This window comes from Candidatus Sulfotelmatobacter sp. (genome assembly GCA_035504415.1).
GTDB lineage: Bacteria > Vulcanimicrobiota > Vulcanimicrobiia > Vulcanimicrobiales > Vulcanimicrobiaceae > Vulcanimicrobium.
In genome coordinates, this window is the sequence record DATJRY010000011.1 from 666,846 (window position 1) to 691,087 (window position 24,242).

General features: G+C 70.2%; 20 protein-coding genes. 10 read left to right on the top strand and 10 right to left on the bottom strand.

Annotated features, from left to right (window positions below; all coding sequences use genetic code 11):
- Positions 1 to 26 precede the first annotated feature (26 nt).
- Complete coding sequence (locus VMD91_09505) at positions 27 to 1,754, top strand: ABC transporter permease subunit (protein HTW84290.1); 1,728 nt, start codon at positions 27 to 29, stop codon at positions 1,752 to 1,754.
- Positions 1,751 to 3,109, top strand: a complete 1,359-nt coding sequence (locus tag VMD91_09510; GenBank protein ID HTW84291.1) for a nitrate/sulfonate/bicarbonate ABC transporter ATP-binding protein — start codon at positions 1,751 to 1,753, stop codon at positions 3,107 to 3,109. Before VMD91_09505 ends, VMD91_09510 begins: the two co-directional genes overlap by 4 nt.
- A gap of 4 nt (positions 3,110 to 3,113) precedes the next feature.
- Here the strand turns inward: VMD91_09510 and VMD91_09515 are convergent, their stop codons facing one another.
- Positions 3,114 to 3,677: a hypothetical protein gene (locus VMD91_09515; GenBank protein ID HTW84292.1), complete on the bottom strand. Its 564-nt coding sequence runs from the start codon at positions 3,675 to 3,677 to the stop codon at positions 3,114 to 3,116.
- Between the two features lie 257 nt (positions 3,678 to 3,934).
- Here VMD91_09515 and dnaE point away from each other — a divergent pair, with 257 nt between their 5' ends.
- A complete protein-coding gene (dnaE, locus tag VMD91_09520; protein ID HTW84293.1) occupies positions 3,935 to 7,261 on the top strand; it encodes a DNA polymerase III subunit alpha in 3,327 nt (1,108 codons plus the stop codon).
- Positions 7,262 to 7,269: 8 nt separating this feature from the next.
- Here the strand turns inward: dnaE and VMD91_09525 are convergent, their stop codons facing one another.
- A complete protein-coding gene (locus tag VMD91_09525; protein ID HTW84294.1) occupies positions 7,270 to 8,307 on the bottom strand; it encodes a purine nucleoside permease in 1,038 nt (345 codons plus the stop codon).
- Between the two features lie 89 nt (positions 8,308 to 8,396).
- Here VMD91_09525 and VMD91_09530 point away from each other — a divergent pair, with 89 nt between their 5' ends.
- Positions 8,397 to 9,755, top strand: a complete 1,359-nt coding sequence (locus tag VMD91_09530; protein ID HTW84295.1) for an L-serine ammonia-lyase — start codon at positions 8,397 to 8,399, stop codon at positions 9,753 to 9,755.
- Between the two features lies 1 nt (position 9,756).
- On the opposite strand, the gene VMD91_09535 is transcribed toward VMD91_09530, so the two are convergent.
- Positions 9,757 to 10,533 carry a class II aldolase/adducin family protein gene (locus tag VMD91_09535; GenBank protein HTW84296.1) on the bottom strand — a complete coding sequence of 259 codons (777 nt, stop codon included), beginning with the start codon at positions 10,531 to 10,533 and terminating at the stop codon, positions 9,757 to 9,759.
- Positions 10,534 to 10,612: 79 nt separating this feature from the next.
- Here VMD91_09535 and VMD91_09540 point away from each other — a divergent pair, with 79 nt between their 5' ends.
- Genes VMD91_09540 through VMD91_09550 form a run of 3 tightly spaced genes read left to right on the top strand, consistent with a single transcriptional unit; the run spans position 10,613 to position 13,750 of the window.
- Positions 10,613 to 11,518 (top strand): dienelactone hydrolase family protein, encoded by a 906-nt coding sequence (locus VMD91_09540; GenBank protein ID HTW84297.1) that lies wholly within the window; start codon positions 10,613 to 10,615, stop codon positions 11,516 to 11,518.
- Between the two features lie 2 nt (positions 11,519 to 11,520).
- Positions 11,521 to 12,231 carry a haloacid dehalogenase type II gene (locus VMD91_09545; GenBank protein ID HTW84298.1) on the top strand — a complete coding sequence of 237 codons (711 nt, stop codon included), beginning with the start codon at positions 11,521 to 11,523 and terminating at the stop codon, positions 12,229 to 12,231.
- A gap of 34 nt (positions 12,232 to 12,265) precedes the next feature.
- On the top strand, positions 12,266 to 13,750 hold the full coding sequence (locus VMD91_09550) for an AMP-binding protein (GenBank protein ID HTW84299.1): 1,485 nt from the start codon (positions 12,266 to 12,268) through the stop codon (positions 13,748 to 13,750).
- Between the two features lie 3 nt (positions 13,751 to 13,753).
- Here the strand turns inward: VMD91_09550 and VMD91_09555 are convergent, their stop codons facing one another.
- Complete coding sequence (locus VMD91_09555; protein HTW84300.1) at positions 13,754 to 15,100, bottom strand: MFS transporter; 1,347 nt, start codon at positions 15,098 to 15,100, stop codon at positions 13,754 to 13,756.
- A gap of 169 nt (positions 15,101 to 15,269) precedes the next feature.
- On the opposite strand from VMD91_09555, the gene VMD91_09560 reads away from it, so the two are divergent.
- On the top strand, positions 15,270 to 16,364 hold the full coding sequence (locus tag VMD91_09560) for a metallophosphoesterase (GenBank protein ID HTW84301.1): 1,095 nt from the start codon (positions 15,270 to 15,272) through the stop codon (positions 16,362 to 16,364).
- A complete protein-coding gene (locus tag VMD91_09565; GenBank protein HTW84302.1) occupies positions 16,361 to 18,769 on the top strand; it encodes an AAA family ATPase in 2,409 nt (802 codons plus the stop codon). The genes VMD91_09560 and VMD91_09565 overlap by 4 nt, the downstream gene beginning before the upstream one ends.
- Here the strand turns inward: VMD91_09565 and VMD91_09570 are convergent.
- The 5 genes from VMD91_09570 to VMD91_09590 all read right to left on the bottom strand — a co-directional run bounded on the left by VMD91_09570 (position 18,766) and on the right by VMD91_09590 (position 23,052).
- A complete protein-coding gene (locus tag VMD91_09570; protein ID HTW84303.1) occupies positions 18,766 to 19,473 on the bottom strand; it encodes a Crp/Fnr family transcriptional regulator in 708 nt (235 codons plus the stop codon). The two genes, VMD91_09565 and VMD91_09570, sit on opposite strands and share 4 nt — an antisense overlap.
- Positions 19,474 to 19,830: 357 nt before the next feature.
- Positions 19,831 to 20,370: a peroxiredoxin gene (locus VMD91_09575; GenBank protein ID HTW84304.1), complete on the bottom strand. Its 540-nt coding sequence runs from the start codon at positions 20,368 to 20,370 to the stop codon at positions 19,831 to 19,833.
- Positions 20,371 to 20,421: 51 nt separating this feature from the next.
- Complete coding sequence (locus VMD91_09580; protein ID HTW84305.1) at positions 20,422 to 20,916, bottom strand: carboxymuconolactone decarboxylase family protein; 495 nt, start codon at positions 20,914 to 20,916, stop codon at positions 20,422 to 20,424.
- A 66-nt stretch (positions 20,917 to 20,982) separates the two neighbouring features.
- Positions 20,983 to 21,552 carry a Uma2 family endonuclease gene (locus VMD91_09585; GenBank protein ID HTW84306.1) on the bottom strand — a complete coding sequence of 190 codons (570 nt, stop codon included), beginning with the start codon at positions 21,550 to 21,552 and terminating at the stop codon, positions 20,983 to 20,985.
- Between the two features lie 84 nt (positions 21,553 to 21,636).
- The gene (locus tag VMD91_09590) at positions 21,637 to 23,052 is read right to left on the bottom strand and encodes a carotenoid oxygenase family protein (protein HTW84307.1); all 1,416 of its coding nucleotides are present in this window, start codon (positions 23,050 to 23,052) and stop codon (positions 21,637 to 21,639) included.
- A gap of 25 nt (positions 23,053 to 23,077) precedes the next feature.
- Here VMD91_09590 and VMD91_09595 point away from each other — a divergent pair, with 25 nt between their 5' ends.
- Positions 23,078 to 23,653 (top strand): helix-turn-helix transcriptional regulator, encoded by a 576-nt coding sequence (locus VMD91_09595; protein ID HTW84308.1) that lies wholly within the window; start codon positions 23,078 to 23,080, stop codon positions 23,651 to 23,653.
- On the opposite strand, the gene VMD91_09600 is transcribed toward VMD91_09595, so the two are convergent.
- A complete protein-coding gene (locus VMD91_09600) occupies positions 23,646 to 24,140 on the bottom strand; it encodes a hypothetical protein (GenBank protein HTW84309.1) in 495 nt (164 codons plus the stop codon). The genes VMD91_09595 and VMD91_09600 overlap by 8 nt on opposite strands.
- Between the last annotated feature and the right edge of the window lie 102 nt (positions 24,141 to 24,242).

Consider the following 24,242-nt stretch of genomic DNA (forward strand, 5'->3'; position numbering starts at 1 on the left):
CAATCGCTCCTCGGAAAGCGTGGCCCGTGCAGAGGGTACTGCCCGGGCCGGGCTCGTTACGGCGCGTGCGCTATGGACTCACCGACGCGGCCGTCATCCTCGGCGCGCTGGTGCTGCTCGGCGTCGTCGCGCGCATCGGCTCGGAGTCGTTCGTCGCGTTCGTGCCGCCGCAGGTCGTGCCGTCGGTCAGCTTGGACCCGCACATGCTGCCCGGCTACGCGGCGCGCTCGACGCTGCGCATGTTCATCGCGCTGGCGGCGTCGTTCGCGTTCACCTTCGTCTACGGCTACGCCGCGGCGCGCAACCGCTATGCGGAGCGCGTGCTGATTCCGCTGCTCGACATCTTGCAGTCGGTGCCGGTGCTGGGCTTCCTCTCGATCACGATCACCGGCTTCATCGCGCTCTTCCGCGGCAGCCTGCTCGGCCTCGAAGCCGCCGCGATCTTCGCGATCTTCACCAGCCAAGTCTGGAACATGACCTTCTCGTTCTACCAGTCGCTGCGCACGCTGCCGCAGGACTTGCTGGAAGCGACGGCGGCGTACGGGCTCTCGCCGTGGGAGCGCTTCATCCGGCTCGAAGTGCCGGCCGGCGCGATCGGCCTGGTGTGGAACGCGATGATGAGCTTCGGCGGCGGCTGGTTCTTCCTGGCCGCCAGCGAAGCGATCACCGTCCTCAACCACAACTACACACTGCCGGGGATCGGATCGTACGTCGCCGCGGCGGTGACCGCGCGCGACATGCCCGCGCTGGGTTGGGCGGTGCTGACGATGGCGATCACGATCGTGCTCATCGATCAGCTGTTCTGGCGTCCGCTGGTCGCCTGGACCGACAAGTTCCGCCTCGAGCAGAGCGCGTCGTCCGAGTCGCCGCACTCCTGGGTGTACGATCTGCTGCGCCGCTCGCGCGTCCCGCACGCGCTGGGCCGCGTGACGCAACCGGTCGGTGACGGGCTCTCGCGCGGCCTCGCCGCGCTCTCGACCGTCCGCCCTCGGGTGGGGATCCCGCGCGAGTCGCGGATGGCCGATCGCGTCTTCGACGTCACGGTGCTGCTGATCGTGCTGGGGCTGGTCGTGTGGAAGGGCAGCGAGATCATCGGCGCCGTCGGCGTCCACGAGATCGGGCACGTGCTGTTCCTCGGGCTGGCGACGCTCGGGCGCGTCGTCATCTTGCTCGTGTTCGCGACACTGGTGTGGACGCCGATCGGCGTCGTCATCGGGCTCTCGCCGACGTTGACGCGGCGCGCGCAGCCGATCGCGATGTTCCTGGCGTCGTTTCCGGCCAACTTCATCTTCCCGTTCGCGACGCTGGCCTTCATCACGCTGCACGTCCCCATCAACCTGGGCAGCATCGTGCTGATGGCGCTGGGCGCGCAGTGGTATATTCTCTTCAACACGATCGCCGGTGCGACCAGTATCCCGACCGAGCTGCGCGAGATGGCGGCCGACGTCGGCTTGCGCGGCTGGCAGCGCTGGCGGCGGCTCATCATCCCGGCGATCTTCTCGTCGTGGGTGACCGGCGGCATCACCGCCAGCGGCGGCGCCTGGAACGCCAGCATCGTCTCCGAGGTCGTCTCATGGGGCTCGACGACGCTCACCGCGACCGGTCTGGGCGCGTACATCGCGGAAGCGACGACGAAGGGCGACTGGCCGCGCATCACGCTGGGCGTGAGCATCATGAGCCTCTACGTGGTCGGCATCAACCGCGTCTTCTGGCGCCGCCTCTACCACTTGGCGGAAACGAGGTATCACCTGTGAGCACCGAAGCGCTGATCACCGTCGAGGACGTCTTCAAGCGGTTCCCACTGCCGGAAGGCAAGGGCGAGTTCACCGTCCTCGACGCCGTCGACGTCACCGTGCATCGCGGCGAGGTCGTCGCGCTGCTCGGCCGCAGCGGCAGCGGCAAGAGCACGCTGCTCCGTATCATGGCGGGGCTGATCCCGCCCAGCACCGGCGAGGTGCGCAACGGCGCGCAGCCGCTGCGCGGGCCGAATCCCGACGTCGGGATGGTGTTCCAGAGCTTCGCCCTCTTACCGTGGCTGACGGTGATCGAGAACGTCGAGCTCGGGCTCGAAGCGCGCGGCACCGGGCGCACCGAGCGCACCAAGCGCGCGCTGCGGGCGATCGACCTGGTCGGTCTGGACGGTTTCGAGAGCGCGTATCCGCGCGAGCTCTCGGGCGGAATGAAACAGCGCGTCGGCTTCGCGCGCGCGCTGGTGGTGGAGCCGAAGGTGCTGTTCCTCGACGAGCCGTTCAGCGCGCTCGACGTGCTGACGGCCGAGAACCTACGCGGCGAGATCGACGATCTCTGGAACGCGGGGACGTTTCCGGCCCAAGCGATCCTGATCGTTACCCACAACATCGAAGAGGCGGTCTTCCTGGCCGACCGGGTCGTCGTGCTCGGCGCCAACCCCGGGCGCGTGCGCGGCGAGGTGACCGTCGACATCCCGCGGCCGCACAACCGCACCCGCCCGCGCTTCAAGGAGCTGGTCGACCGGCTGTACGAGGTGATGACGAACCCGTCGCTCGACATGACCCGTGCCTGGCAGCCGGCGCAGGCCGAAGAGACGCCCGCGCCGCCGCGTTCGCCGTATGCGCGGCCGCTGCCGCACGTGCGGGTCGGCACGATCAGCGGTCTGCTCGAGCTTCTGGTCGAGGCCGGTGAGGGCGAGCACGAGATCGCGCGCATCGCGGATCGGCTCGCGCTCCCGGTCGACGATCTGCTGGCGATTCTCGACGCGGCGGTGATGCTCGATTTCGCCACCGTGCACGAAGGCGACGTGCGGCTGACCGACATCGGCCGTGACTTCGCGACCACCACCATCCTGCGCTCGAAGGACCTCTTCCGCCACCAGGTGCTCGCCCACGCGCCGATCGTCGCCACCATCGCCAAGACGCTGATGGAAAAAGAGAACCGCACGATGCGCGGCGACTTCTTCCTCGATCTGCTCGACGAGTACTATCCGGCCGACGAAGCACAGCGCCAGTTCCAGACCGCGGTCGAGTGGGGCCGCTACGCGGAGCTGTTCGAGTACGACGCCGAGGACGACCGGCTGTCCGGCTCCGACACGCTCGTCTCCGCCCAGGTCGCCGCGACGACGAGCGGATCGTAGACGATCAGCGCACCGCGATCGCGATCGGGCCCGCGCCGGAGCGGATGCGTACCGGCACGCCGCCGGCGACCGACGCGGGCGCGTGGACCGGCCCCATGTGCGCGTCGATCTCGTAGTTCGCGGCGAACGAGCGCGGGACGGCCAGCGCGATCGGCCCGGCGGTCGTCGTGACGTCGACGCTGCGAATGGTACGGTTCTTCGTCAGCGCGATCGCGATCGGGCCGGCGCCGGTCTGCACGTGCACCGTGCCGCCGACGTCGCGCACCGCGACCGGTCCTAGACGGTTCTCGATCTCGAGGTCGTCGAGCCCGCGCGCCGCGACGGCACCGGCCACGGCGTGCGCGCGCACTCGCGTCCCGCGCGGAACGACCACCCGCATCGCGATCCCCGTCAAACCGCGACCCTTCCCGATCGCCGGCGCATGGATGCGCAGCGTCTCGCCGTCGCGCTCGTGCTCGAGCCGATAGGCGTCCACCGTGTCCTTGTGGCCGACGATGCGGGCCCACACGTGCACGTGCTCGACGTCGCCCGCGACCACGCGCACGGCCCCGAACAGTTCGATCGACACGATCGGCGCAGCCTCGAACTCTTCGCGGAAAGCGCGTATGGCGATGCTTCGCCGCGCGAGGGCGAACGCCACCCCCGCACCCGCGACCGCGGTCGCCGCCAGGGCGATAGGAAGAACGGAGCGTCGCATGCCCGGAACTACCGGGGCCCGGCAACCCGGGTTTCGTCAGAGGTCCGGTACGCACACCACGTGGGACGACGAGCCCGAACAGCAAGACAGGAATCGAACATATGTTCGCGTAGTCTCGGGGTCCGCCCATGGCTACGTCTGCCTACGCCGAGCTCCACTGCTGGTCGAACTTCAGCTTCCTCGAGGGCGGATCGCACCCCGAGGAGCTGGTCGACGCCGGGCTCCAGCTCGGCCTGGCGGGGCTGGCGCTGACCGACCGGGACGGGCTGTACGGCGCGGTCCGGTTCAACCGGCGCGCGGCGGAGCGGCGGTTGGCCGCGATCTGCGGGGCCGAGCTGACGCTCGAGACACCCGGCGCCCCGCCGGTGCGGGCCGGACGGCCGGCGCGGCCGGCCAAGGAGGTCCCGACCGACAGCCCCCGGCTGGTGCTGCTGGCCGAGGACAAGCGCGGCTACGCGAACCTGACCCGGCTGATCTCGACCGCCCAACTGCGCGGCCGCAAGCGCGACGCACGGCTGCGGCTCGACGATCTCGACGGCCACACCGACGGGCTGATCGCGCTCTCCGGCGGCTGCAACGGGCTCGTCGAGAAGGCGTTGCTGCGCCGCGACGACGATGCGGCGCTGGCGCTCGGCGCGCAGCTGCGCGACCTGTTTCCCGGGCGCTTCCACCTCGAGCTGCAGCATCACATGCGACCGGAAGATCCGGCGCTGGTGCGCGCGCTGGTCGCGCTGGGCACGCGGCTGGGCATCCCGGCGGTGGCGACCAACGGCGTCGCCTACGTCTCGCGCGACGACGGCTTTCTCGCCGACGTGCTCGCGTGCGTCAAATACGGGACGACGCTCGAGGCGGCCGGCACGCTGCTGCGGCCCAACCACGAGCACTACCTCAAGTCGCCGGCCCAGATGGCGCGCCTGTTCGCCGAGTTTCCCGGTGCCGTCAGCGCGACGCTCGCGATCGCCGAACGCTGCACGTTTCGCCTGCTGCGGCTCGACGGCGAGTTTCCGCTCTTCCCGCTTCCGGCCACGCACGCGACGCCGCACTCGTATCTGCGCGCGCTGGTGTACGACGGTGCCGCGCGGCGCTACGGCTCGCCGCTCCCCGGCGCCGTCCTCGACAAGGTCGAGGCCGAGCTCAAGCTGATCGCGGAGATGGACTTGGCCGGCTACTTCCTGGTCGTGTGGGACATCGTGCGCGCGGCCAAGGAGCGCAACGTCCTCGCGCAAGGGCGCGGCTCGGCGGCCAACTCGATCGTCTGCTACGCGCTCGAGATCACCGCCATCGATCCGGTCGAGCACGGGATGCTCTTCGAACGCTTCTTGAGCAAGGAGCGTGGCGAGGTTCCCGACATCGACATCGACTTCGCGCACCAAGACCGCGAAGCGGTGATCCAGTACGTCTACGATCGCTACGACCGCGAGCACGCGGCGATGGTCGCCGAGGTCATCACCTACCGCACGCGCTCGGCGATTCGCGACGTGGGCAAGGCGCTCGGGCTCACGCTCGGGCAAGTCGACGCGGTCGTGCGCGAGTACGATGCGCGTGAGTCGCTCTCCGGCGCCCTCGGCAGCCACGACGACGCCACCCCGCCCCCGCTCCCCGCCTCGGTCGCGCAGCGACGCGACTTCGACGCCGGCTCGAACGCCGTGCCTTCGCGCACGCCGCTCGCGCCGTCGTTCCACGGCGCCGACCTGCGGATCGATCCCGACGGTCCGTTGCGCGGCCCGGTGAGCGGACCGCTGGGCGCGCTGCTGCTCACGCTCTGCCGCCGGCTCGACGGCTTTCCGCGCCACGTCGGGATCCACAGCGGCGGCATGGTCATCACGCGCTCGCCGCTCATCGACGTCGCGCCGGTCGAGTGGGCGTCGATGCGCGATCGCACCGTCGTGCAATGGGACAAGGACGACCTCAACGACCTCGGCCTCATCAAGATCGACCTGCTGGGGCTGGGGATGCTCTCGCTGCTGCGCGAGGCCTTCTCGCTGTACCACCGCTGCTATCCCGAGCGCGAGCAGCTGACGCTGTACGGTATCCCGGCCGACGACGTGCCGACCTACGAGATGCTGCAACGCGCCGATTCGATCGGCGTCTTCCAGGTCGAGTCGCGCGCGCAGATGTCGATGCTGCCGCGGCTGAAGCCGACCTGCTTCTACGATCTGGTCATGCAAGTCGCGATCATCCGGCCCGGCCCGATCCAAGGCGGGATGATCCATCCGTTCCTGGCGCGGCGCAAAGACCCGTCGCTCATCTCGTATCCGCACCCCTCGCTCAAGCCGATCCTCGAAAAGACCTGGGGCGTCCCGCTCTTTCAAGAGCAAGGGATGCGCATCGCGATGGAGACGGCCGGCCTCTCCGCCGGCAAGGCCGACGAGCTGCGGCGGGCGATGGGCCACAAACGCTCGCGCGAGAAGATGGCCGCGATCAAAGAGACGCTGGTGAGCGGGATGACCGCCAACGGCATCCCGCGCGAGAACGGCGAGCAACTCTTCGCGATGCTCGAGGGCTTCGCCGACTACGGCTTCCCCGAGTCGCACGCGGCCTCGTTCGCGCTCTTGGCGTACGCGTCGGCCTTCCTGAAGTGCCACGAGCCGGCGATCTTTTGCGCCGCGATCCTCAACGTTCAGCCGATGGGCTTCTACTCGACCGAAGTGCTGGTCAACGATGCGCGCCGCCACGGCGTCGTCGTCGAGCCGATCGCGGTCAACGCCAGCGAATGGTGGAGCCACGTCGACGCGCGCGGCGCGCTGCGGCTAGGCTACCACCTCGTGCGCGGCTTCGGCGAGATGCAGCAGGTGCGCGTCGAACGCGCGCTGGCCGACGGCCCGTTCGCCGACCTGATCGATTTCGCGCGCCGCACGAAGCTGGGCCGCGAGGCGATCGAGAACCTGGCCGCCGCCGGCGCCTTCGCCTGCTGGCACCCGACGCGGCGCGAGGCGATGTGGGCGCTGCGCGCCGTGGACGAACGCGAAGCGCGCGGCGAGCTGGGCCGCGCGATGGAGATCGAGAACGAACCGCACCCCAAGCTGCGCGCGCTCTCGCCGGTCGAGACGACCCAACTCGATCTGCGTTCCACCGGCGTCAGCCCGGTGCAGCCGATGGCGCACTTCCGCGCGCAGCTCGACGCGCACGGCGTGCTGCCGATCCACCGGCTCGCCGCGATGCCCAAGAACCTGGTCTGCAAGGTCGGCGGAATGGTCATCACGCGCCAGCGCCCCGGCACCGCCAAGGGCTTCGTCTTCCTGACCCTCGAGGACGAGTTCGGCCTGATCAACGTGATCGTGCGACCCGACGTCTACGAGCGCCACCGCCGCGCCGTCCGCGGCGCCAGCTGTCTGATCGTCGAGGGCACGCTGCAAAAGGAGGACGGCTGCCTGGACCTGATCATGAAACGCTGCTGGTCCTTCGATCCCGCCACCGACACCGTGAAGGACGTCCGCTCCCGCAACTTCCAGTAACGCGTCGTTCAGGGCGGAGCAGTGCCGGCGCGCAGGGCACGTATGACGGGCTCGCCGGCGCGGTACGCGTTGTCGAGGGCGAGCGCGAAGCCGCCGGTGTGGTCGATCGACGCCAGCGCCGCCTGCGCGGTGCTGCCGGGATACTGCTGGTCGTAGTCGGATGCCGCGCGCAGGTCGAGCGCGTGCGCCGGCGCGAGCCGTCCCATCGCGACCAGCCGCGCGACGCCGGTCATGAAGCCGCTGTCCTCCATCGAGGTCATGCAGTAGCGGCCGCGGCCGGCGGTCCACTGCCGCATCCACCAGGTCGCCAACTGCGAGCTGATCGCGCCGGCGAAGTACACGTCGCCGCCGACCACGTCGCACGCGTCGACGGCCGGCGGCCGTGCACCGTACGTCGCGTACGCGTAATGTTTCCGATATGCGCGGATCGACGGCGCGTCGGCGAGGACGGCCCGGCGCGAGATCGCATAAGCCCAGCGCGCGAGCCGCGGATCGATCGCGAACACTTCGGTGTTCGTGCGCCACGGCTTCGCGCACCAGGCCACGCCGTCGCAACCGAAGCGCGAGCGCGCATAGCCGAGCGGCGCACCCGGCTCGCGCGGGTCGATCTCGTTCGAGACGTCGCCGTCGACGACGTAGCGCGCCCACGCGGCCGAGCCGAGACTCGCCTGCCAGGGCGACGTCCCGGCGATCCCCGCCAAGACGACGTAGCTGCGGCGCAGGTCGAGCGCGGACGAGGCGCCGGCGACGACCATCGACGCGGCCGCGTTGGTCTTGCCGATCCCGGTGATGAGCAGACACTCCGTTCCGCCCGCATCGCAATACAGCGGCCGGATCAGCCCCGGCACCACGATCGTGTGGGTGAGGTGATCGCGCGCGACCCACGCTCGCGCTTCGCCGCGGCTGCCGGCATCGCGTGGATCGCCGAACTCGAAGGTCGCGACGACGAGCACCGCCGGACGTACCGGCGCATCCGCCGCGCGTACGGCAACCGCACCGCAGAGTACGACCAGCGACGCCAGGACGATGCGAACGAACGGCCACATGCATCACGCGTTCGCAGGCCGAGCGCCCGGCCCGTTCGCCAAATCATCAACAGGCGGGCCTCCGCGCATGGCCGAACCTGGCTGGTCGCGTGGTCAGCCTGTTCGATCTGTTCAAAATCGGTTTGGGTCCCTCGAGCTCGCACACCGTCGGCCCGATGCGAGCGGCGGCGATCTTCGCCGAGCGGCTCGCGGCGGGCACACACCTCGAAGCAACCGCGCGCATCGTCGTCGACCTGTACGGCTCGCTGGCACTGACGGGGCTCGGCCACGGCACCGATCGCGCGGTCTTGCTGGGGCTGGAAGGGTTGCGGCCCGATACGACCGATCCGGCCGAGGCCGAGGCGCGCGTCGCCGCGATTCGCACCGAGCGGACGATGCGGCTGAACGGCACGCACACGCTGTCGTTCGACGACGCGCACGACGTGCGTTGGCACCCGCGCGAGACGATGCCGCGCCACGCCAACGCACTGCGTTTCGCCGCCTACGACGCCGACGAGCGCGTGCTCGACGCCGAGACGTACTATTCGGTCGGCGGCGGCTTCGTCGAGACCGATGCCGGCGAGGCGACCGCGACGACCGTGCACGCCGCCGTGCCGTACCCGTACGCGTCGGCGTCGGAGCTGCTGGCGATCTGCGAGCGCGAGAACCTGCCGATCTGGGACGTCGTGCTGGCCAACGAGAGCGCGCTGCGCGAGCAGTCGGCGATCCGTGCCTACGTCACCCGGGTGTGGATCGCGATGCAGACCTGCATCGAGCGCGGCCTGGTGACCGAAGGCATCTTGCCGGGCGGCCTCAACGTGCGGCGGCGCGCGCCGCGCCTCAACCGCAAGCTGCTCGCCGGCAGCGACGATCCGTTGGCGCGCCTGGACGAGGTCAACGTCGTCGCGATGGCGGTCAACGAGGAGAACGCCGCCGGTGGCCGCGTGGTGACCGCGCCGACCAACGGTGCGGCCGGCATCATCCCGGCCGTCGCGCATCATCTGACGAATCACCTGCAGCCGCCGCCCGACGCGCTGTTCCGCTACTTCCTGACCGCGACCGCGATCGGCGGGCTCTACAAGCGCAACGCGTCGATCTCCGGGGCCGAAGTCGGCTGTCAGGGCGAAGTCGGCGTGGCCTGTTCGATGGCGGCCGGTGCACTCGTCGCGGCGCTCGGTGGAACGAACGCGCAGATCGAGTACGCCGCCGAGATCGGGATGGAACACAGCCTCGGGATGACGTGCGATCCGATCGGCGGCTTGGTGCAGATCCCGTGCATCGAGCGCAACGCCGTCGGCGCGGTGCGCGCCATCCACGCCGCGCGCATGGCGATGAGCGAAGACGACGAAGAGCACCGCGTCTCGCTCGACAACGTCATCGACGTCATGTACCGCACCGGCCTGGACATGCAGACCAAGTACAAGGAGACCTCGCTTGGGGGCCTGGCCGTCGGCGTGATCGAGTGCTGAGCTACGACCCCATCGCGGCGCGCTTCCAGAGCGCCCAAGCGCGACCGACCAGCGCGGTGTTGGTGCGCGTCGCGTGCGCCGCTTCGGCCGGCGAGAGATAGGTCGGCGTCCCCAAGCGCAACGCTTCGGCTTCGAGCCGCGCGTCCTCGCCGGTGTAATAGGCGCGGAACACCGCTTCGGGGATCGACGTCCCGACCGCGACCATGCCGTGGCCGCGCATCAGCGCGACGTCGGCGCTCCCCAGCGTGCGCGCCAGCGCGTCGCCCAACGTCTGGTTTGAGATCAGCATGTCGGTGCCGTCGCCGCCGGCGCTGCGGATGTCGAAGATCGGCGCGCCACCGCCCAAGAACGAAGCCATGTGGAACATCGGGCGCAGCGTGACGCCGGTGTCGGCGAACGGAATCACCGACTCGGTGTGACTGTGCACGACCGAGACGACGTCGGGCCGCGCGGCGTAGATCGCGCCGTGGATGAAGCGCTCGAGGTAGCTCGGCCGCGCGTTCGGGTCGAGCGGGACGCTGCGCAGGTCGTAGAGCTGGATGTCGGCCGCCGTCACCAGCGCCGGCGCCATGCTGCGCGCGAGCAAATAGTGCGAAGGATCGCGCGGATCGCGCACGCTGACGTGACCGAAGCCGTCGACGACGTTCAATTGCGCCAAGATGCGGTTGGCCGCGACCAGATCGTCGACGCTCTGGGCGTAGCTGTCGGCCGCGCCGGCGGGCGCTGCCCCCGCGACGCCGACGGCGGCGAGGCCGGCCAAGAAACCCGGTCGATTCATGGCCGCCCCTTCCGCGGGTGCCACGGTCGTCCTCCGCGAAGCGCGCCCGCCCGAGCGGCGTGGCAACGAGGTGTCCGGCATGCGCGACGATCTGACCGATCCGATCAACTCGACCTCCGCGGACGTCTCGCGGCGCGGCTTCGCGACGTTCGCCACCGGCGCGGCGTTCTGGGTCGCCAACGCCGGCGCCGCCGCCGCGCAGACCGCCGACTTCGGCAAGCCGCACCCGCCGATCGTCGCCCCCGACGATCCGGCGATCCGCCAAGCGGACCAACAGATCACGCCGCCGGTCGGCGGACCGATCCCCGCCTACGTCGCGCACCCGCGCGCGCTCACGCGCACGACGCCCGGCGTCGTCGTCATCCAGCAGATCTGGGGCGTCGACACGCAGCTGCGCGACGTCGTGCGCCGCCTCGCCAAGGCGGGCTACGTCGCGATCGCGCCGGCGCTGTTCGGCCGCTTGAACCCGCCCGACGGCAGCGGGGCGACCGACTACACGCAGTTCGCCGCGATCGCGCAGAAGATGAACGCGCAGGGCTTCGTCGAGACCGACGTGCTGGCCGCGCGCGACGACATCGCGCAGCTGATACCCGGCGGCAAGATCGGGATCATGGGCTTCTGCATGGGCGGCAGCATCACGCTCAAAGAGATCATCGGCCGCACCAACTTCGCCGCCGCGTCGATGTTCTACGGCAGCGTGCGGCCGGGCACCGCGTCCGACGCGCCGACGACCGCGAGCACGTTCGACTTCACCAAGAACGTCACGACGCCGCTGATGGGCAGCTTCGGCGCGCGCGACACGTCGATCAAACCCGCCGACGTCACCGCGATGTTCGCGCGCCTGAACGTGCCGCACGACCTGAAGATTTACGACGAGGCCGGCCACGCGTTCTTCGACGACACGCGCGAACGCTACGTCGCGACGGCGGCGGCCGACGCCTGGACGCGCCTGTTGGCCTGGTTCCAACGGTACCTGAGCGCGTGACCGTGAACGCCGCCGCGCTCGACGCGCTGGTCTTCGACGTCTTCGGCACGCTGGTCGATTGGCGCGGCAGCCTGATCGCCGACCTGTGCGCGTTCGGTGCCGAGCACGACGTCGATGCGGACTGGCCGGCGCTTGTCGACGCCTGGCGCGGCGAGTACGTGCCGTCGATGGACGCCGTGCGCAACGGTCGGCTGCCGTGGATGCCGCTGGACACGCTGCACCGCCGCTCGCTCGACGCGCTGTGCGAGCGCTTCCGCATCCCGCTCGACGAGGACGCGCGCGCGTGGTGCGTGCAGCGCTGGCATCACTTGCGGCCGTGGTCCGACACGGTCGCGGGCCTGACGCGCTTGCGAACCGGCTTCATCCTCGGCACGCTCTCGAACGGCAACGTGCGGCTGCTGCTCGATCTCGCCAAGAGCGCACCGCTGCCGATGGACACGATCTTCTCGGCCGAGCTGTTTCGCCACTACAAGCCCGATCGCGAAACGTACCTGGGCGCGGTCGAGCTGCTGGCCACGACGCCGGAGCGCGTCATGCTGGTCGCCGCGCACAACAGCGACCTGCTCGCCGCCAAGTCGTACGGTTTGCGCACCGCGTTCGTGCACCGGCCCGACGAGTACGGTCCGGTGCGGCCGGGCGACAAGACGGCCGCCGACGGCGTCGATCTGAGCGTGCGCGACCTGGGCGAGCTGGCCGACCGGCTGGGCGTCTGAGGAGCGCCGCGCTCGGCGGCGAAGCCGCTCCCCGATGACCCGCTCCATCCTCGACGCGCTCGACCGCCACGCCGCCGCCCGGCCGGACGCGCCGGCGCTCGACGACGTGAGCTACGGCGAGCTGCGCGCAGCGTCGCTGCGGGTCGCGGCCAAGCTGCGCGCCGCCGGCGTGCAACCAGGCGATCGCGTCGCGATCTACGCCGAGAACCGGCCCGGCTTCGTCTACGCGTACTTGGGCGGCCTCCGCGCCGGCGCGATCGTGGTGCCGGTCAACGTGCTGTATCGGACGGCCGATCTCGAGCACGTGCTGGCCGACGCCGAGCCGGTCGTGGTGTGCGTCTCGGAGGCCAGCGCGCCGTTCGTCGCCGCGCACCGCACGCGCGTCGACCTGGCCGAGGTGGAACGCTGGGCGCACGACGCGTCGCTCGCACCGCTGGCCGATCCGCCCACCCCGCACGCCGACGAGGTTGCGATCCTCATCTACACCAGCGGCACGACGGGTCGCTCGAAAGGCGCGGCGCTCAGCCACGGGAACCTGGGCGCGATCGGCGACCAGCTCACGCAAGCGTGGCGCTGGACGCAGGCCGACTCGCTGCTGCTGACGCTGCCGCTCTTTCACGTGCACGGTTTGGGCGCCGGGCTCAACGGCACGCTCGTCGCCGGCGGCCGCGCGCGCCTGCGCGAACGGTTCGACGCGCCCTCGGTCATCGCCACGCTGGCGGCGGGCGACGCGACGATGTTCTTCGGCGTCCCGACAATGTACGTGCGCATCCTCGAGCAGGCCGCGCCCGGTACGCGCTTCGATCGGGTGCGACTGTTCGTCTCCGGCTCGGCGGCGCTGCCGGCGCCGGTACACGAAGAGTTCGCGGCGCGCTTCGAGCAGTCGATCCTCGAGCGCTACGGCGCGACCGAGTTCGGCTTCGCGCTGACCAACCGCTACGAAGGCCCGCGCTTCGCGGGGACGGTCGGCTTCCCGTTCCCGCACGTCGGGATTCGGCTTGCCGACCCGGACGGCCGCGACGTCGCCGCGGGCGAAGCGGGCGAGATTCTGGTCAGCGGACCGAACGTGTTCACCGGCTACTGGCGCAACCCCGAGGCGACCGCGGCTGCCTTCGTCGCCAGCGACGACGGGAAGCGGTGGTACAAGAGCGGCGACCTGGCGACGTTCGATCCCGAGCGCGGCTACACGATCAACGGCCGGCTCAAGGAGCTGGTGATCAGCGGCGGCTTCAACGTCTACCCGATCGAAGTGGAGACGGAGCTGCTGCGCGTGCCGGGCATTCTGGCCGCGGCGGTGGTCGGGCAGCCCGACCCGGCGCGCGGTGAGATCCCGGTTGCGTTCGTCGAGATCGACGGGAGCTACGACGAGGCGGTCGTGCTGGCGACGCTGCGCGAGCGGTTGGCCAGCTTCAAGGTGCCCAAGCACCTCTATCCGATCGACGCGCTGCCGCGCAACGCGATGGGGAAGGTCGAGAAGCCGCGCCTGCGCGAGCGCTTCGCGACCTCCCCCACACCGTAGCGGTCAGGTCGCGGGAACCGCTCCCGCGGCCGACGCGCCGACCGTGGTGTACTCCTCGCTGACGTCCTTCCCGGTGTAGTCCGGCAAGAACGGCGTTGCGCAGAGCGTGACGACCGCGCAGAACGCGATGTAGATCGCGATCGGCCACCAGCTGTGGTACTTGGCGAACAGCCAGGTCGCGATCAGCGGTGCCGGACCGCCGGCGATGATCGACGCCAGCTGATAGCCCAGCGACGCGCCGCTGTACCGCAAGCGCGGGGTGAACGCTTCGGCGATCAACGCGGCTTGCGGACCGTAGAGCATGTCGTGCGGCACCAAGCTGAGGAAGATTGCCAGAAAGACCAGCGCCGTGATACCGCTGTTGAGCGCGCCGAAGTACAGGAACCCGAAGATCCCCATCACGACGGCTCCGATCATGTACATGCGACGCCGTCCGATGCGATCGGAGAGCGAGCCGAACAGCGGAATCCATACCGCCGAGCCGATCGCCGCGACCGTGACGGCCGCGAGGATGAACGAGCGCGGCTGCAACAGCACCTGCACGCCGTAGGTGAAGATGAACGCCGTGAAGACGTAGAACGGCGCCTGCTCGGCCATGCGCGCGAGTGCCGAGAGGATCACCTCACGCCACTGCAGGCGCAGCACTTCGAGCACCGGCGTGCGTTCGACGCGGTTCTCGGAGATGACGCGTTGGAACGTCGGCGTCTCGAAGATCCCGAGTCGAATCCACAGGCCGACGCCGACCAGGATGATGCTCAAGAAGAACGGGATGCGCCAGCCCCAATCCGTGAACTGATCGCCGGCCAGGCTGGCGAACGCGAGCACCGCGATGTTCGAGAGAAACAGGCCGGCGGGGACGCCGAACTGCGGCCAACTGGCGATGAAGCCGCGGCGGCCGTTGGTCTTCGCCCACTCCATCGAGAGCAGTACTGAGCCGCCCCACTCGCCGCCGACGCCGATCCCTTGGACGAAGCGCAGGATGGTGAGCAAGATGGCGCCCCAGATGCCGATCGACGCGTAACCTGGCACGAAGCCGACCAAGAACGTCGCGATCCCCATCAAGAGCAGCGTCGCGATCAGCGCGGCCTTGCGGCCGATGCGGTCGCCGTAGTGACCGAAGATCGCGGCGCCGATCGGGCGCGCGATGAAGCCGATGAAGTAAATCGCGAACGCGTTGAGCGTCCCGACCAGCGGATCGTCCTTGGGAAAGAAGAGCTTGCCGAAGACCAGACCCGTGACCGTGCCGTAGAGGAAGAAGTCGTACCACTCGATCGAGGTGCCGATCGTGCTGGCCAGGACGGCGCGGGTCAGGTTGCTGCGCTCGTCCGCCGTCGTTGATCCGATTGCCATCGAACCTCCCTGGCGACGTCGCGCGCCGCCGGTACTCGGTTGCAGGCTCACTTGCCTGCCGCGCAGACCGTTTTCACGTGGCATGCCACGGCGCCTGCGCTCACATTTGCCTCCCCTGCCCCCTCGGGTCGGAGGGCGCCGGGCCAGCGTCGCGGCGAACAGGCATGCAATGGCGACGACGATCGTCCACGCCGCCGACGTCCACCTGGAGACGGCCTTTACCGATCTGCGTGGCGGCGCGCGCCGGCGGGCGGCACTCGCCGACGTCTTCGAGCGGATCGTCGATCTCGCGCTCGCACGCTGTGCCGACGCCCTGACGATCGGGGGCGACCTCTACGAAGCCGAGCGGGCCAGCCCCCAGACGGCACGCTTCATCTTCGCCCAGATCGCGCGCTTCGGGGGCCCGGTCTTCGTCGCGCCCGGCAACCACGACCCGTACGCGGCGCGCTCGCTGTACGCCCGCAGCGATCGGCCGGCCAACCTGCGCGTCTTCGCCGAGCCGACCTGGGCCGTGTACGCGCTGACCGACGGCATCTCGCTCTACGGCTTCGGCCACGCGCCGGCCGAACCGGGTCGCCCGTTCGCCGGCGCGCGCTTCGAGCGGCCGGGGGTGCGGCTCGCGCTCGTGCACGGCAGCGACGAGGACCGCTGCCCGCCCGGCAAACGCGCCACCGCGCCGTTCACCCTGGCCGAGATCCGCGCCGCCGGCGCGACCTGCGTGCTGAGCGGGCACTATCACGGCGGCTACGTCGAGAGCGACGCCGACGGCCCGCGGCTGGCCTACCCGGGCTCGCCCGAGCCGATCAAGTTCGGCGAGCGCGGCAACCACGGCGCGCTGGTGGTCACGGTCGAGCACGGCGTCGTCGGCGTCGAGGCGGTCCCGCTGGCGCGCACGCGGCTGGCCGACGTCGACGTCGCCTTGGCCGACGCGGAGAGCGAGCCGGCCGTGCTCGACGCCGTCGAACGCGCGCTGCGCGAGTTCGGCCGCAACGACTACCTGCGGCTGCGGCTGACGGGAACCGTCGCCACCCAGACGCGCGTCGACCGTGCGCTGATCGCCGACCGCTTCGCCGACGGGCTGGGCGCGCTCGAGGTCGTCGACGACACCGTCGCCGCCGACTACGCCGCGCTGGCGCGCGAGCCGACCGTGCGCGGTCGCGCGATCGCCGATCTGCTGGCGCTGGCCGACGAGGGGCACGCCGAGGCGCGCGGCGCGTTGCGCGCGGTGGTGGCGGCGTTCGCCGGAGCGGAGCCGGCACCGTGAAGCTGCGCTCGCTGCGGGTCGCGGGCTTCGGCAAGCTCGTCGATCGCACGTTCACCTTCGGCCCCGGCCTGACGGTCGTCGCCGGCCCCAACGAGGCGGGCAAATCGACCTTGGCCGCGGCGATCGTCGCGACGCTGTACGGGCTGCGGCGCGGCGACAAGGAGCGCTGGGAGCCGTGGAGCGGCGCGCCGTTCGCGACGACGCTGGTCTACGAGACGGCCGCCGGCGCGGTATGGGAAGTGCAGCGCGACTTCGCGCTGGACGCGAAGGGCGTGCACGTCTACGACGAGCGCGGCGTCGACGCGGCCGCGCAGCTCGGCGAGGGCCGCGGCCTCTCGCCCGGCGAGGCGCACCTGGGCGTGCCGCTCGACGTGTTCGTGCAGACGGCCTGCGCGCGGCAAGCCGCGATGACGCTCGACGGCGGCGCGGCCGGCTCGGTCTCGACCGTGCTGGCGCGCGCGCTCGACGGCGGCCCCAAGGAAGACGCCGCGATCGGCGCGCTGGCGCGGCTGGACGCCGCGCTGCGCAAGCACGTCGGCACCGAGCGCGCGCACAAGAACGCGCCGCTCAAGAAACTGCGCGCGCTCGAAGAGAAGCAGGCCGCGGCGGCGGCGGACGCGCGCGCACAGCTCGACGCGCTGGCGGAGCTGCGCGAACGGATCGCGACCGCCAGCGCCGAGCGCGATCGCGACGGCGGCGCCGCCGCCGAACTGGAGCGCCGCGAACGCTCGCTGCGCGCCGCGAGCCTGCGCGCGCGGCTGGCGGCGCTGCGCGAGTACCGCGCCGAGCTGGCCGCGCTGCAAGCCACGCGCGCGGCGTACGACGACGTCGCCGACTTCCCGGCCGAACGCGTCGCCGCGCTCGACGAGGCATACGAAGGCTGGCGCAGCGCCGAACGGGTCGCCGCCGCCGCCAAGGACCATCACGCCGAAGAAGCGCTGCGGACCGACGAGCGCGGCGAGCTCGACGAGCGGCGGGGCGACGCGGGCACGCTCGACGACGACGCGGTCGCCGCGCTGCGTGCCGCCGCGGCGCAGGCCGAGTCGGCCCACGCGCGCGCGGTCGCCGCGCTCAACGACGCCGCGTCGGCGCGGCGCGACGGCGACGGCGGTCGCGGGCTGGCCGGCGGGCTGCTGGTCGCGACGACGATCGCGCTGTGCGGGGCGGTCGGCTTCGCGATCGCGCACTTCTGGCTCGACACCGGCATCGCCGCGGTGATCGCCGTGCTGTTGGCGCTGGGCACGATGACGCGCGCGCGCGGCCGCTCGGGGCGGCGCAGCGACGCCGACGCGCGCCAGAAGATCGCCGACGCGGCGCTGGCCGAGGAACGCCTCGCCGCCGACACGATCGCTCGCGCGCTCGCGCCGCTGGGGCTCGTCTCCGTCGACGAGCTGGTGCGCCGGCGCGAGCGCTATGTCGCGCTGCACGGGCGCGAAGCGGCGGCGCACAAGGCCGCCGAGCGGCTGCGCGTCGCCCGCGAGGCCGCCAGCGCCGAAGGCGCGCGCTTCGACGCGCTCGCCGCCGCGCTGCTGGGCGAGCACCCCGGAACGCGCGAGGAGCGCCGCGCCGAGGCCAACCGGCGGCGCGTGCGCCGCATCGAGCGCGACGGCCTCGACAACAGCTTGGCGATGCTGACCGTGCGCCGGGCGCACTTGATCGGCGGCGAGGACGAGCTGGCGCTGCAGACCGAGCTCGACGCGCTGCTGCAAGCCGGCGTCGAACCGGCGGCGGAAGAGAACCCCGGCGCGCTGCGCCGCATCCAGACCGAGCGCGCGGAGCTCGAAGCGAGCGCGCACGACGCGACCGTCCGCGCCGCTTCGCTGGCGGGCGAGCTGCGCGCCGCCGAAGAGGCCGTGCGCGACGTCGCCACGCTCGACGAGACGTTGGCACAAACCCGCGCCGAGATCGCGCGGCTGACCGCGTTCGAGGCGGCGCTCGCGCTGGCGCGCCGCACCGTCGAAGCGCGCAAGGACGAAGCCCATAGCGCGTTCGCGCGCCGGCTCGAGCAGTACAGCGCCGACGTGCTGGCCACCATCACCGGCGCGCGGTACAACGAAGTCCGGCTGGATCCGACGAACTTGGCCATCCGCGTGCGGGTGCCCGAGACGCGCGCGTTCCAAGAGATCTCGCGCCTGTCGGCCGGGACGCAGGATCAGGTCGCGCTGGTGGTGCGGTTTGCGATGGCGCGCATGGTCGGCGAAGGCCTGGAAACGCTGCCGCTGCTGCTCGACGATCCGTTCGCGTTCTGGGACGCGGAGCGCTTCGCGCGCTGCCTGCCGCTGCTGGTCGCGCCGCTGGCGCCGCAGTGCATCGTCTTCACCACCGACGGCGCGCTGCCGGCAGAGCTGCCCGACGGGATCGCGCAGCTCATCGATCTGGACGCGGGGACGCCGGTCGCGAACTAGTTCGCCGCGGCCGCCGTCGCGTAGAGCGAGTCGGTCAGCTGGCGCATCGCACCGTAGCAGGGACACACGACGGCCTCGACCTTCGGCCGGTCGACGATCTTGACCCAGCCCTTCGCGTACTCGATCGCGCCGTCGTCGCGCAGGCGCTGCTCGATCTCGGTGACCGTCGCACGCCGCACACCCAACATGAACGCGAGATATTCGTGCGTGTAGGGGAAGGTGTCGCGGCCGGAGCGGTCGCGCGAGAGCAACAGCCAGCGCGCCAGGCGCTGATCGACGCGATGGCGCGCGTTGCAGGCCGCGTTCATGCCGGCCAGGCCGATGTAGGCGTTGACGTAGGCGTCGACGACGCGGCGCAGTGCAGGCAGCGTGCGGCAGTGCTCGCGAAAGCGCGCGGCGTCCATGCGCAGCGCCGGTCCCGGCGCCTGCACGACGACGTCGCCGACCGCGCGTCCGGAGGCGAAGATCCCGGCCACCGGCACGAGACCGTCGATACCCACCAGCCCGACCTCGACCGTCTCGCCGGTCGCCATCGTGATGACGTGCGAGCACAGGCCGCCGTTCGGGAAGTACACGTCCCGAATCGGCTCGTCGTCTTCGATCAGCTGCTGGTGCAGCTCGAGCTCGACGCGGTGCGTGTCGGCGGCGAGTACCTCGAAATCGCTCGCCGGCAGCGCCGCCAGCAGACGATTGCGAAGGTCCACCCGGCCATCATACGCGCCGTCGGTCGACGAAAGCACCAGCAGACCGCTAGGACGCTTCCCCGAAAGCCGCGGCGTCGCGCCAGGCGTCGGGATCGCTGCGCTCCGCGCGGATGGCCGCGTCCAAGGCCGCATCCTGGTTGCGCGTGCAACTACATTGCCGCAACCGCGTATCGCCGAGACACCCATCCGCTTCGTGACGATCCAAGGCATGGCCGCAAGGGCACGTGACCAGGTATTTCACTGCCGGTCTCCTTTCAGGAAACCGATCATAGTCGAGAAAGCTGGGATGTGCCGTACGGTGCCGTACGGTAACCGCAAGGTTGTCGCTGTCAGCGCTCGACTGCCAGCGCGGTTCTTTCAGCGGCGGGCGAGCGTGCGCACTGCGGCCAGCGTCTTGGCGACGTGCTCCTGCGGCTGGAACATGCTGGTGAACGACTCGACGATCGTGCCGTCCTGCGCGATCACGTACGAGGTGCGGTTGGGCACGTTGGCGACCAGCGCGACGTCGTACTGCTTCCCGACCGCGAGGCCCGGATCGCTGCCGATCAGGAACGTCGATTGGCATTCCTGGGTCGAGAACTTCTTCTGCGTCTCGATGTCGTCGCCGCTCAGCCCGATGATCGTCGCGCCGAACTCGGCGAATTGCGGCGCGGCCGCCGAGAACGCGTTGGCCTCCACGATGCAACCCGATGTGAACGACTTGGGGAAGAAGTAGAGCACGACCGGGCCTTTGCGCAGCTCGTCGCTCAAACGGAAGGTGCGCACGTCACCGCCGAGCGCGGCCTGGACGACGAAGTCCGGCGCGCGCTTCCCGGTGGTCAGGTGCGAGCGCGTGCGGCGAAAGACGAACCCGGCGGCGCCGAGGAGCACCAGAACGACGATTGCGATGACGGCCATTCCTGCCGCTTCGCCCGTGCGCTCTGGCAGCCCCCCAGTACGGCCGCCCCGCTAGTGGCCGGCCCCGGCCATCGCCGGCTGGCGCAGCGACGCCAGCACGGCCGCCGCGCTCTCGGGCGGCGTGCGGAACGAGACCGAGAAGCGGTTCCAGGTGTTGATGATGCTGATCGCCAGCGTCAGGTCGACGATCTCACGCTCGCTGAACTGCGCGCGCAGCTCGGCGAACAGCTCGTCGCCGACGTCTTCCTCGGCCAGGCGCGTCAGCGTTTCGGCGTAGGCCAAGGCCGCGCGCTCGCGCGGCGAGTACCACGGCGCTTCGCGCCAGGCCGGGAGGCCCCACACGCGGTCGCCCGACTCACCGAGATGCTCCAGCTCGCGGTTGTGCATCGCGATGCAGAAGGCGCACGCGTTGATCTGCGAGACGCGCAGGTAGACGAGGGTACGAAGCACCGGCTCCAGTGTGCCCTCGGTGAGATACTTACCGGCCGCGAACAGCGGTTGGATCGCCTCCGGCGCGGCCGTCATGGGGTTGAGTCGTTGGCTCACGTGTACGTTGTCCTCCACCCCGAAGACAACTTGGCGTGAGGATGTGTGACATGGCCGGCCGTCGTGCTAGGGCTCTTCGAGGATGCGCGCCGTCCCTGCGTAGAGTGTGGCCAGGGGTATGGCGACGCTCGGCGCGTGTAGCTCGAGCGTATCCTCGAGCGAGTTGAGCACCGTCTCGGTCCAGGTGCTGGCGAAGCGACGATAGACACACGTCCAGACGCGACGGGAGTCGACCAGCACGTACTCTTGAAGGCTCGGAATGCTCTGATACGCGTCGAGCTTCTCGACACGATCGCGGGTCTTCGAGTCGGGCGAGATCACCTCGATCACGAGCACCGGCGCGACGATCGCGGTTGCTTGCGGATCGAGCGGCTCGCACGTATACGAGACGTCGGGAAAGACATACGTGCGGGCGTCTTGCAAGCGGACCGCCACGTCTGAGGTAAAGGCCTGGCAGCCGGTCGCGGCCACCCCGGCGACCGCAGCGTGCAGACGGCTCGTGAGCACGGCATGCGCGATGCTCCCACCGGCAAACGCGACGACCTCACCCTCGAGCAGCTCGAGCTTCGTCTCCGAGCGAGCCAGTAGCTCCTCGAAGGTGGCTAGGTCTAGCGGTCCCGGCGTCGGGTCGAGCATCGCTACGCCTCCATTGACAACCTTTCGGGTCAGCTAAAACTTTTCGGGTCAGCTGGGAGAGGCGCCTGGTCGGCGCCAGCGCGCCTAGTGGAACATGCCGTGGAAGCCGTAGGGGATGGTCTGCGGGACCTCGGCGCGGGCCAGCTCCGTCAGTGTGCGGGCGTCGAGCACGAGCAGCGCGGAGCGGTCGGCGGCGGCCTCGAGCCCGACGCACAGCAGCACGCCGTCGTCTTCGTCCTGCGCGCCGGGGCGGCCGACGAAGACCGGTTCGCCGACGTAGGTGTTCGGCGCGGTCCAGCTGATGACGTCGCGCGTGTGCGTGTCGACCTTGACGATGTGGTCGAACGCGCCGGCCGGCCAGTCGATCCCGTACGCGTAGCGATACGGTTGCCCGATGCGCTCGCGCGCGACGCGCGGCAGCTCCGTCGTCTCGACGGCGAGGATCTCGACGTCGGCGGTCTCACGGCCGGGTGTGAGCCGGTAGCGACGGAACTCGCCGCGACTGATGTGGGGACCGTCGGGCTGCAAGAGGTGGTCGAGCGAGAGATCGTCGACGATCGTCGCGTCGTCATAGGCGGCGATGTCGACGACGATCGCGTCGGCCTCGTCGTACGCGTTGATGTGGTGGAACGCGAACATTGCCTCGGCGGAGAACGTGCCGACCAGCGCGCCGCCGTCCTTGCGCACGACGTGGATGCGCGTCCCGCGGCCGGGCTCCCAACGGTAGTTCTCGATGAACGGCTTGCGCATCAGCAGCAGATCCAGCGGCCGCACGATCAGCGGATACTCGACCAGGATCAGGTGCTCCGCGGTCGCGGAGAACGCGTGCAGGTAGCAGGGCTGATCGGTGGTGACGGTTGCGACGACGGTGCGGCGCAGCGTGCCGTCGTCGATGCGCACGAACTTGTAGGTCGCGTTGCGGCCCATCTCGATGACGATGTTGAACGTGGCCCGGCGCACGGGATCGTAGACCGTGTGCGCCGTCGTCACTTGGCCGCGCACCTGATCGTCGTACGCGAGCGCGCCCTTTGTCTCGAGCGTGGTGCCGTCGAAGCGCACCGGCTCCGGCGTCTCGGTGAGGGCGAGGTAGTCGCCGGCGAACGGGACGATGTTTACGTTCGCGTTGTGGCCGTTGCTCGACTGGCCAAGCGTGCGCAGCCGCTCGAAGAACGAGCGTTGCGGGTTCGTGCCGAACTCGCTGCTCGCAATGCGGCCGCTGCGCTCGGCCTCGAGGAACGCCGGCGTGCGCAAGAAGCGGTTGCGGTACGAGACCGCACCGTCGGCGATCCCAAATCGGTGGATCATCGCCAGGCCGTCGAACCAGTGGCGATAGCGCTCGGCGCCCACCTCGAAACGCGCCGGCCCGTTGCGCAGCAGCGTCCCGGTCAGCCAGTCCGGCAGGCGCCCGGAGAGGGGGAGCCGGTCGACGGCGATCTCGTGGTTCTGCGAGGCCAGGCCGAGCCCGAAGCCGGCCGAGGTGGCCGCCAGGGTGGAATTCATCGCGCACCTCACGTATCTAAGTGGAATGTCCGAACGACACGTCGAGGCTACTACCGAGCAAAGTGGACTGTCAAGCGACCTGAACGCGACGGCGGCCTCGCTCCTGGGGCTGCTGCTGCGGGGCCCGCAGACCGGCTGGGAGCTCTACGCCGCCTTCGAGGAGTCGATCGGGCACTTCTGGAGCCTCACCCGCAGCCAGGTGTACCGGGAGCTCAAGACGATGGCCGATCGTGGCCTGATCGAGCTGGGCGCGAGCGGCCCGCGCGAGAGCCGCCGCTGCACGATCACGCAGGCCGGCCGCGCCGCCTTCCACGCCTGGATCGCGCGGATGCCCGGCGACGAGATCATCCGCTTCCCGCTGCTGCTCACCATTTTCTTCGGCGAAGCGGTGCCGCCGCAGGCGCTGGTCGATGCGTGCACGGAACATCGCCGCATCCATGCGGAGCGCCTCGCCGTCTACGAAGTGCTGCTGCCGAAAGCGCGCGAGCACACCACGTATAGTGCGCTCGCGCTGGCGTTCGGACTCGACTACGAGCGGATGGTGTTGCGCTGGATCGACGGCCTCCCGTGGATGCGCGCCGAGGACAGCGAGGTCACGTAGCCGGTATCGGATAGCACGTATTGAGGATCCACTTTCCGCCGGTGAACTTGAAGCCGTACGTTATCGAGTGCGCCATGTACAACGTCTTTGCGCTACACGTGCCGTTCGGATTCGCCGCGGTGCACGAGTACGCGTCGAGATGCCCCATATGCAGCTGGTCGAGCGTCATCGTCTGATTGGCGACCTTCCCTTCTGAGCCGCCGGCGCACTGAGCCGTTCCGTAGTAGGTGTACTGCCGCCATGCCGCGGCGTACTTGGCCTTGTCGGCAAAGAGCGTCTTGCCGGCCTGCGACGTCCCCACCGGCGGAGTCTCGCCGAGCACGTGTTGTTTGACGTGACCACCGTCTGCCGTGTTATTGGCAAGGTCGGCGCTGTGGATGATCGTCGGCACGTCCTTGCACGCGGCCGCCGACGCCTGCGCCGTGGAAAGCAGAAACGGCGCCGCAAGCGCGACGCCGATGACCGAAAACAAACCAAGAATACGCATAAACCTACCTCCCGTCATAGGTTGACCTCCACAGTGGAGGCTGAGCGTGCGGTACGGCCTGCCACCGTCGCCGTCCTGCCACACGGGCGCGGACGGCGACGG

Excerpts from the sequence above, each read along its gene's own strand:
- dnaE (HTW84293.1), top strand. The coding sequence starts at position 3,935 with ATGGCTACGTCTGCCTACGCCGAGCTCCACTGCTGGTCGAACTTCAGC.
- VMD91_09525 (HTW84294.1), bottom strand. The coding sequence starts at position 8,307 with ATGTGGCCGTTCGTTCGCATCGTCCTGGCGTCGCTGGTCGTACTCTGC.
- VMD91_09535 (HTW84296.1), bottom strand. The coding sequence starts at position 10,533 with ATGAATCGACCGGGTTTCTTGGCCGGCCTCGCCGCCGTCGGCGTCGCG.
- VMD91_09540 (HTW84297.1), top strand. The coding sequence starts at position 10,613 with ATGCGCGACGATCTGACCGATCCGATCAACTCGACCTCCGCGGACGTC.
- VMD91_09550 (HTW84299.1), top strand. The coding sequence starts at position 12,266 with ATGACCCGCTCCATCCTCGACGCGCTCGACCGCCACGCCGCCGCCCGG.
- VMD91_09555 (HTW84300.1), bottom strand. The coding sequence starts at position 15,100 with ATGGCAATCGGATCAACGACGGCGGACGAGCGCAGCAACCTGACCCGC.
- VMD91_09560 (HTW84301.1), top strand. The coding sequence starts at position 15,270 with ATGGCGACGACGATCGTCCACGCCGCCGACGTCCACCTGGAGACGGCC.
- VMD91_09575 (HTW84304.1), bottom strand. The coding sequence starts at position 20,370 with ATGGCCGTCATCGCAATCGTCGTTCTGGTGCTCCTCGGCGCCGCCGGG.
- VMD91_09585 (HTW84306.1), bottom strand. The coding sequence starts at position 21,552 with ATGCTCGACCCGACGCCGGGACCGCTAGACCTAGCCACCTTCGAGGAG.
- VMD91_09590 (HTW84307.1), bottom strand. The coding sequence starts at position 23,052 with ATGAATTCCACCCTGGCGGCCACCTCGGCCGGCTTCGGGCTCGGCCTG.
- VMD91_09595 (HTW84308.1), top strand. The coding sequence starts at position 23,078 with ATGTCCGAACGACACGTCGAGGCTACTACCGAGCAAAGTGGACTGTCA.
- VMD91_09600 (HTW84309.1), bottom strand. The coding sequence starts at position 24,140 with ATGCGTATTCTTGGTTTGTTTTCGGTCATCGGCGTCGCGCTTGCGGCG.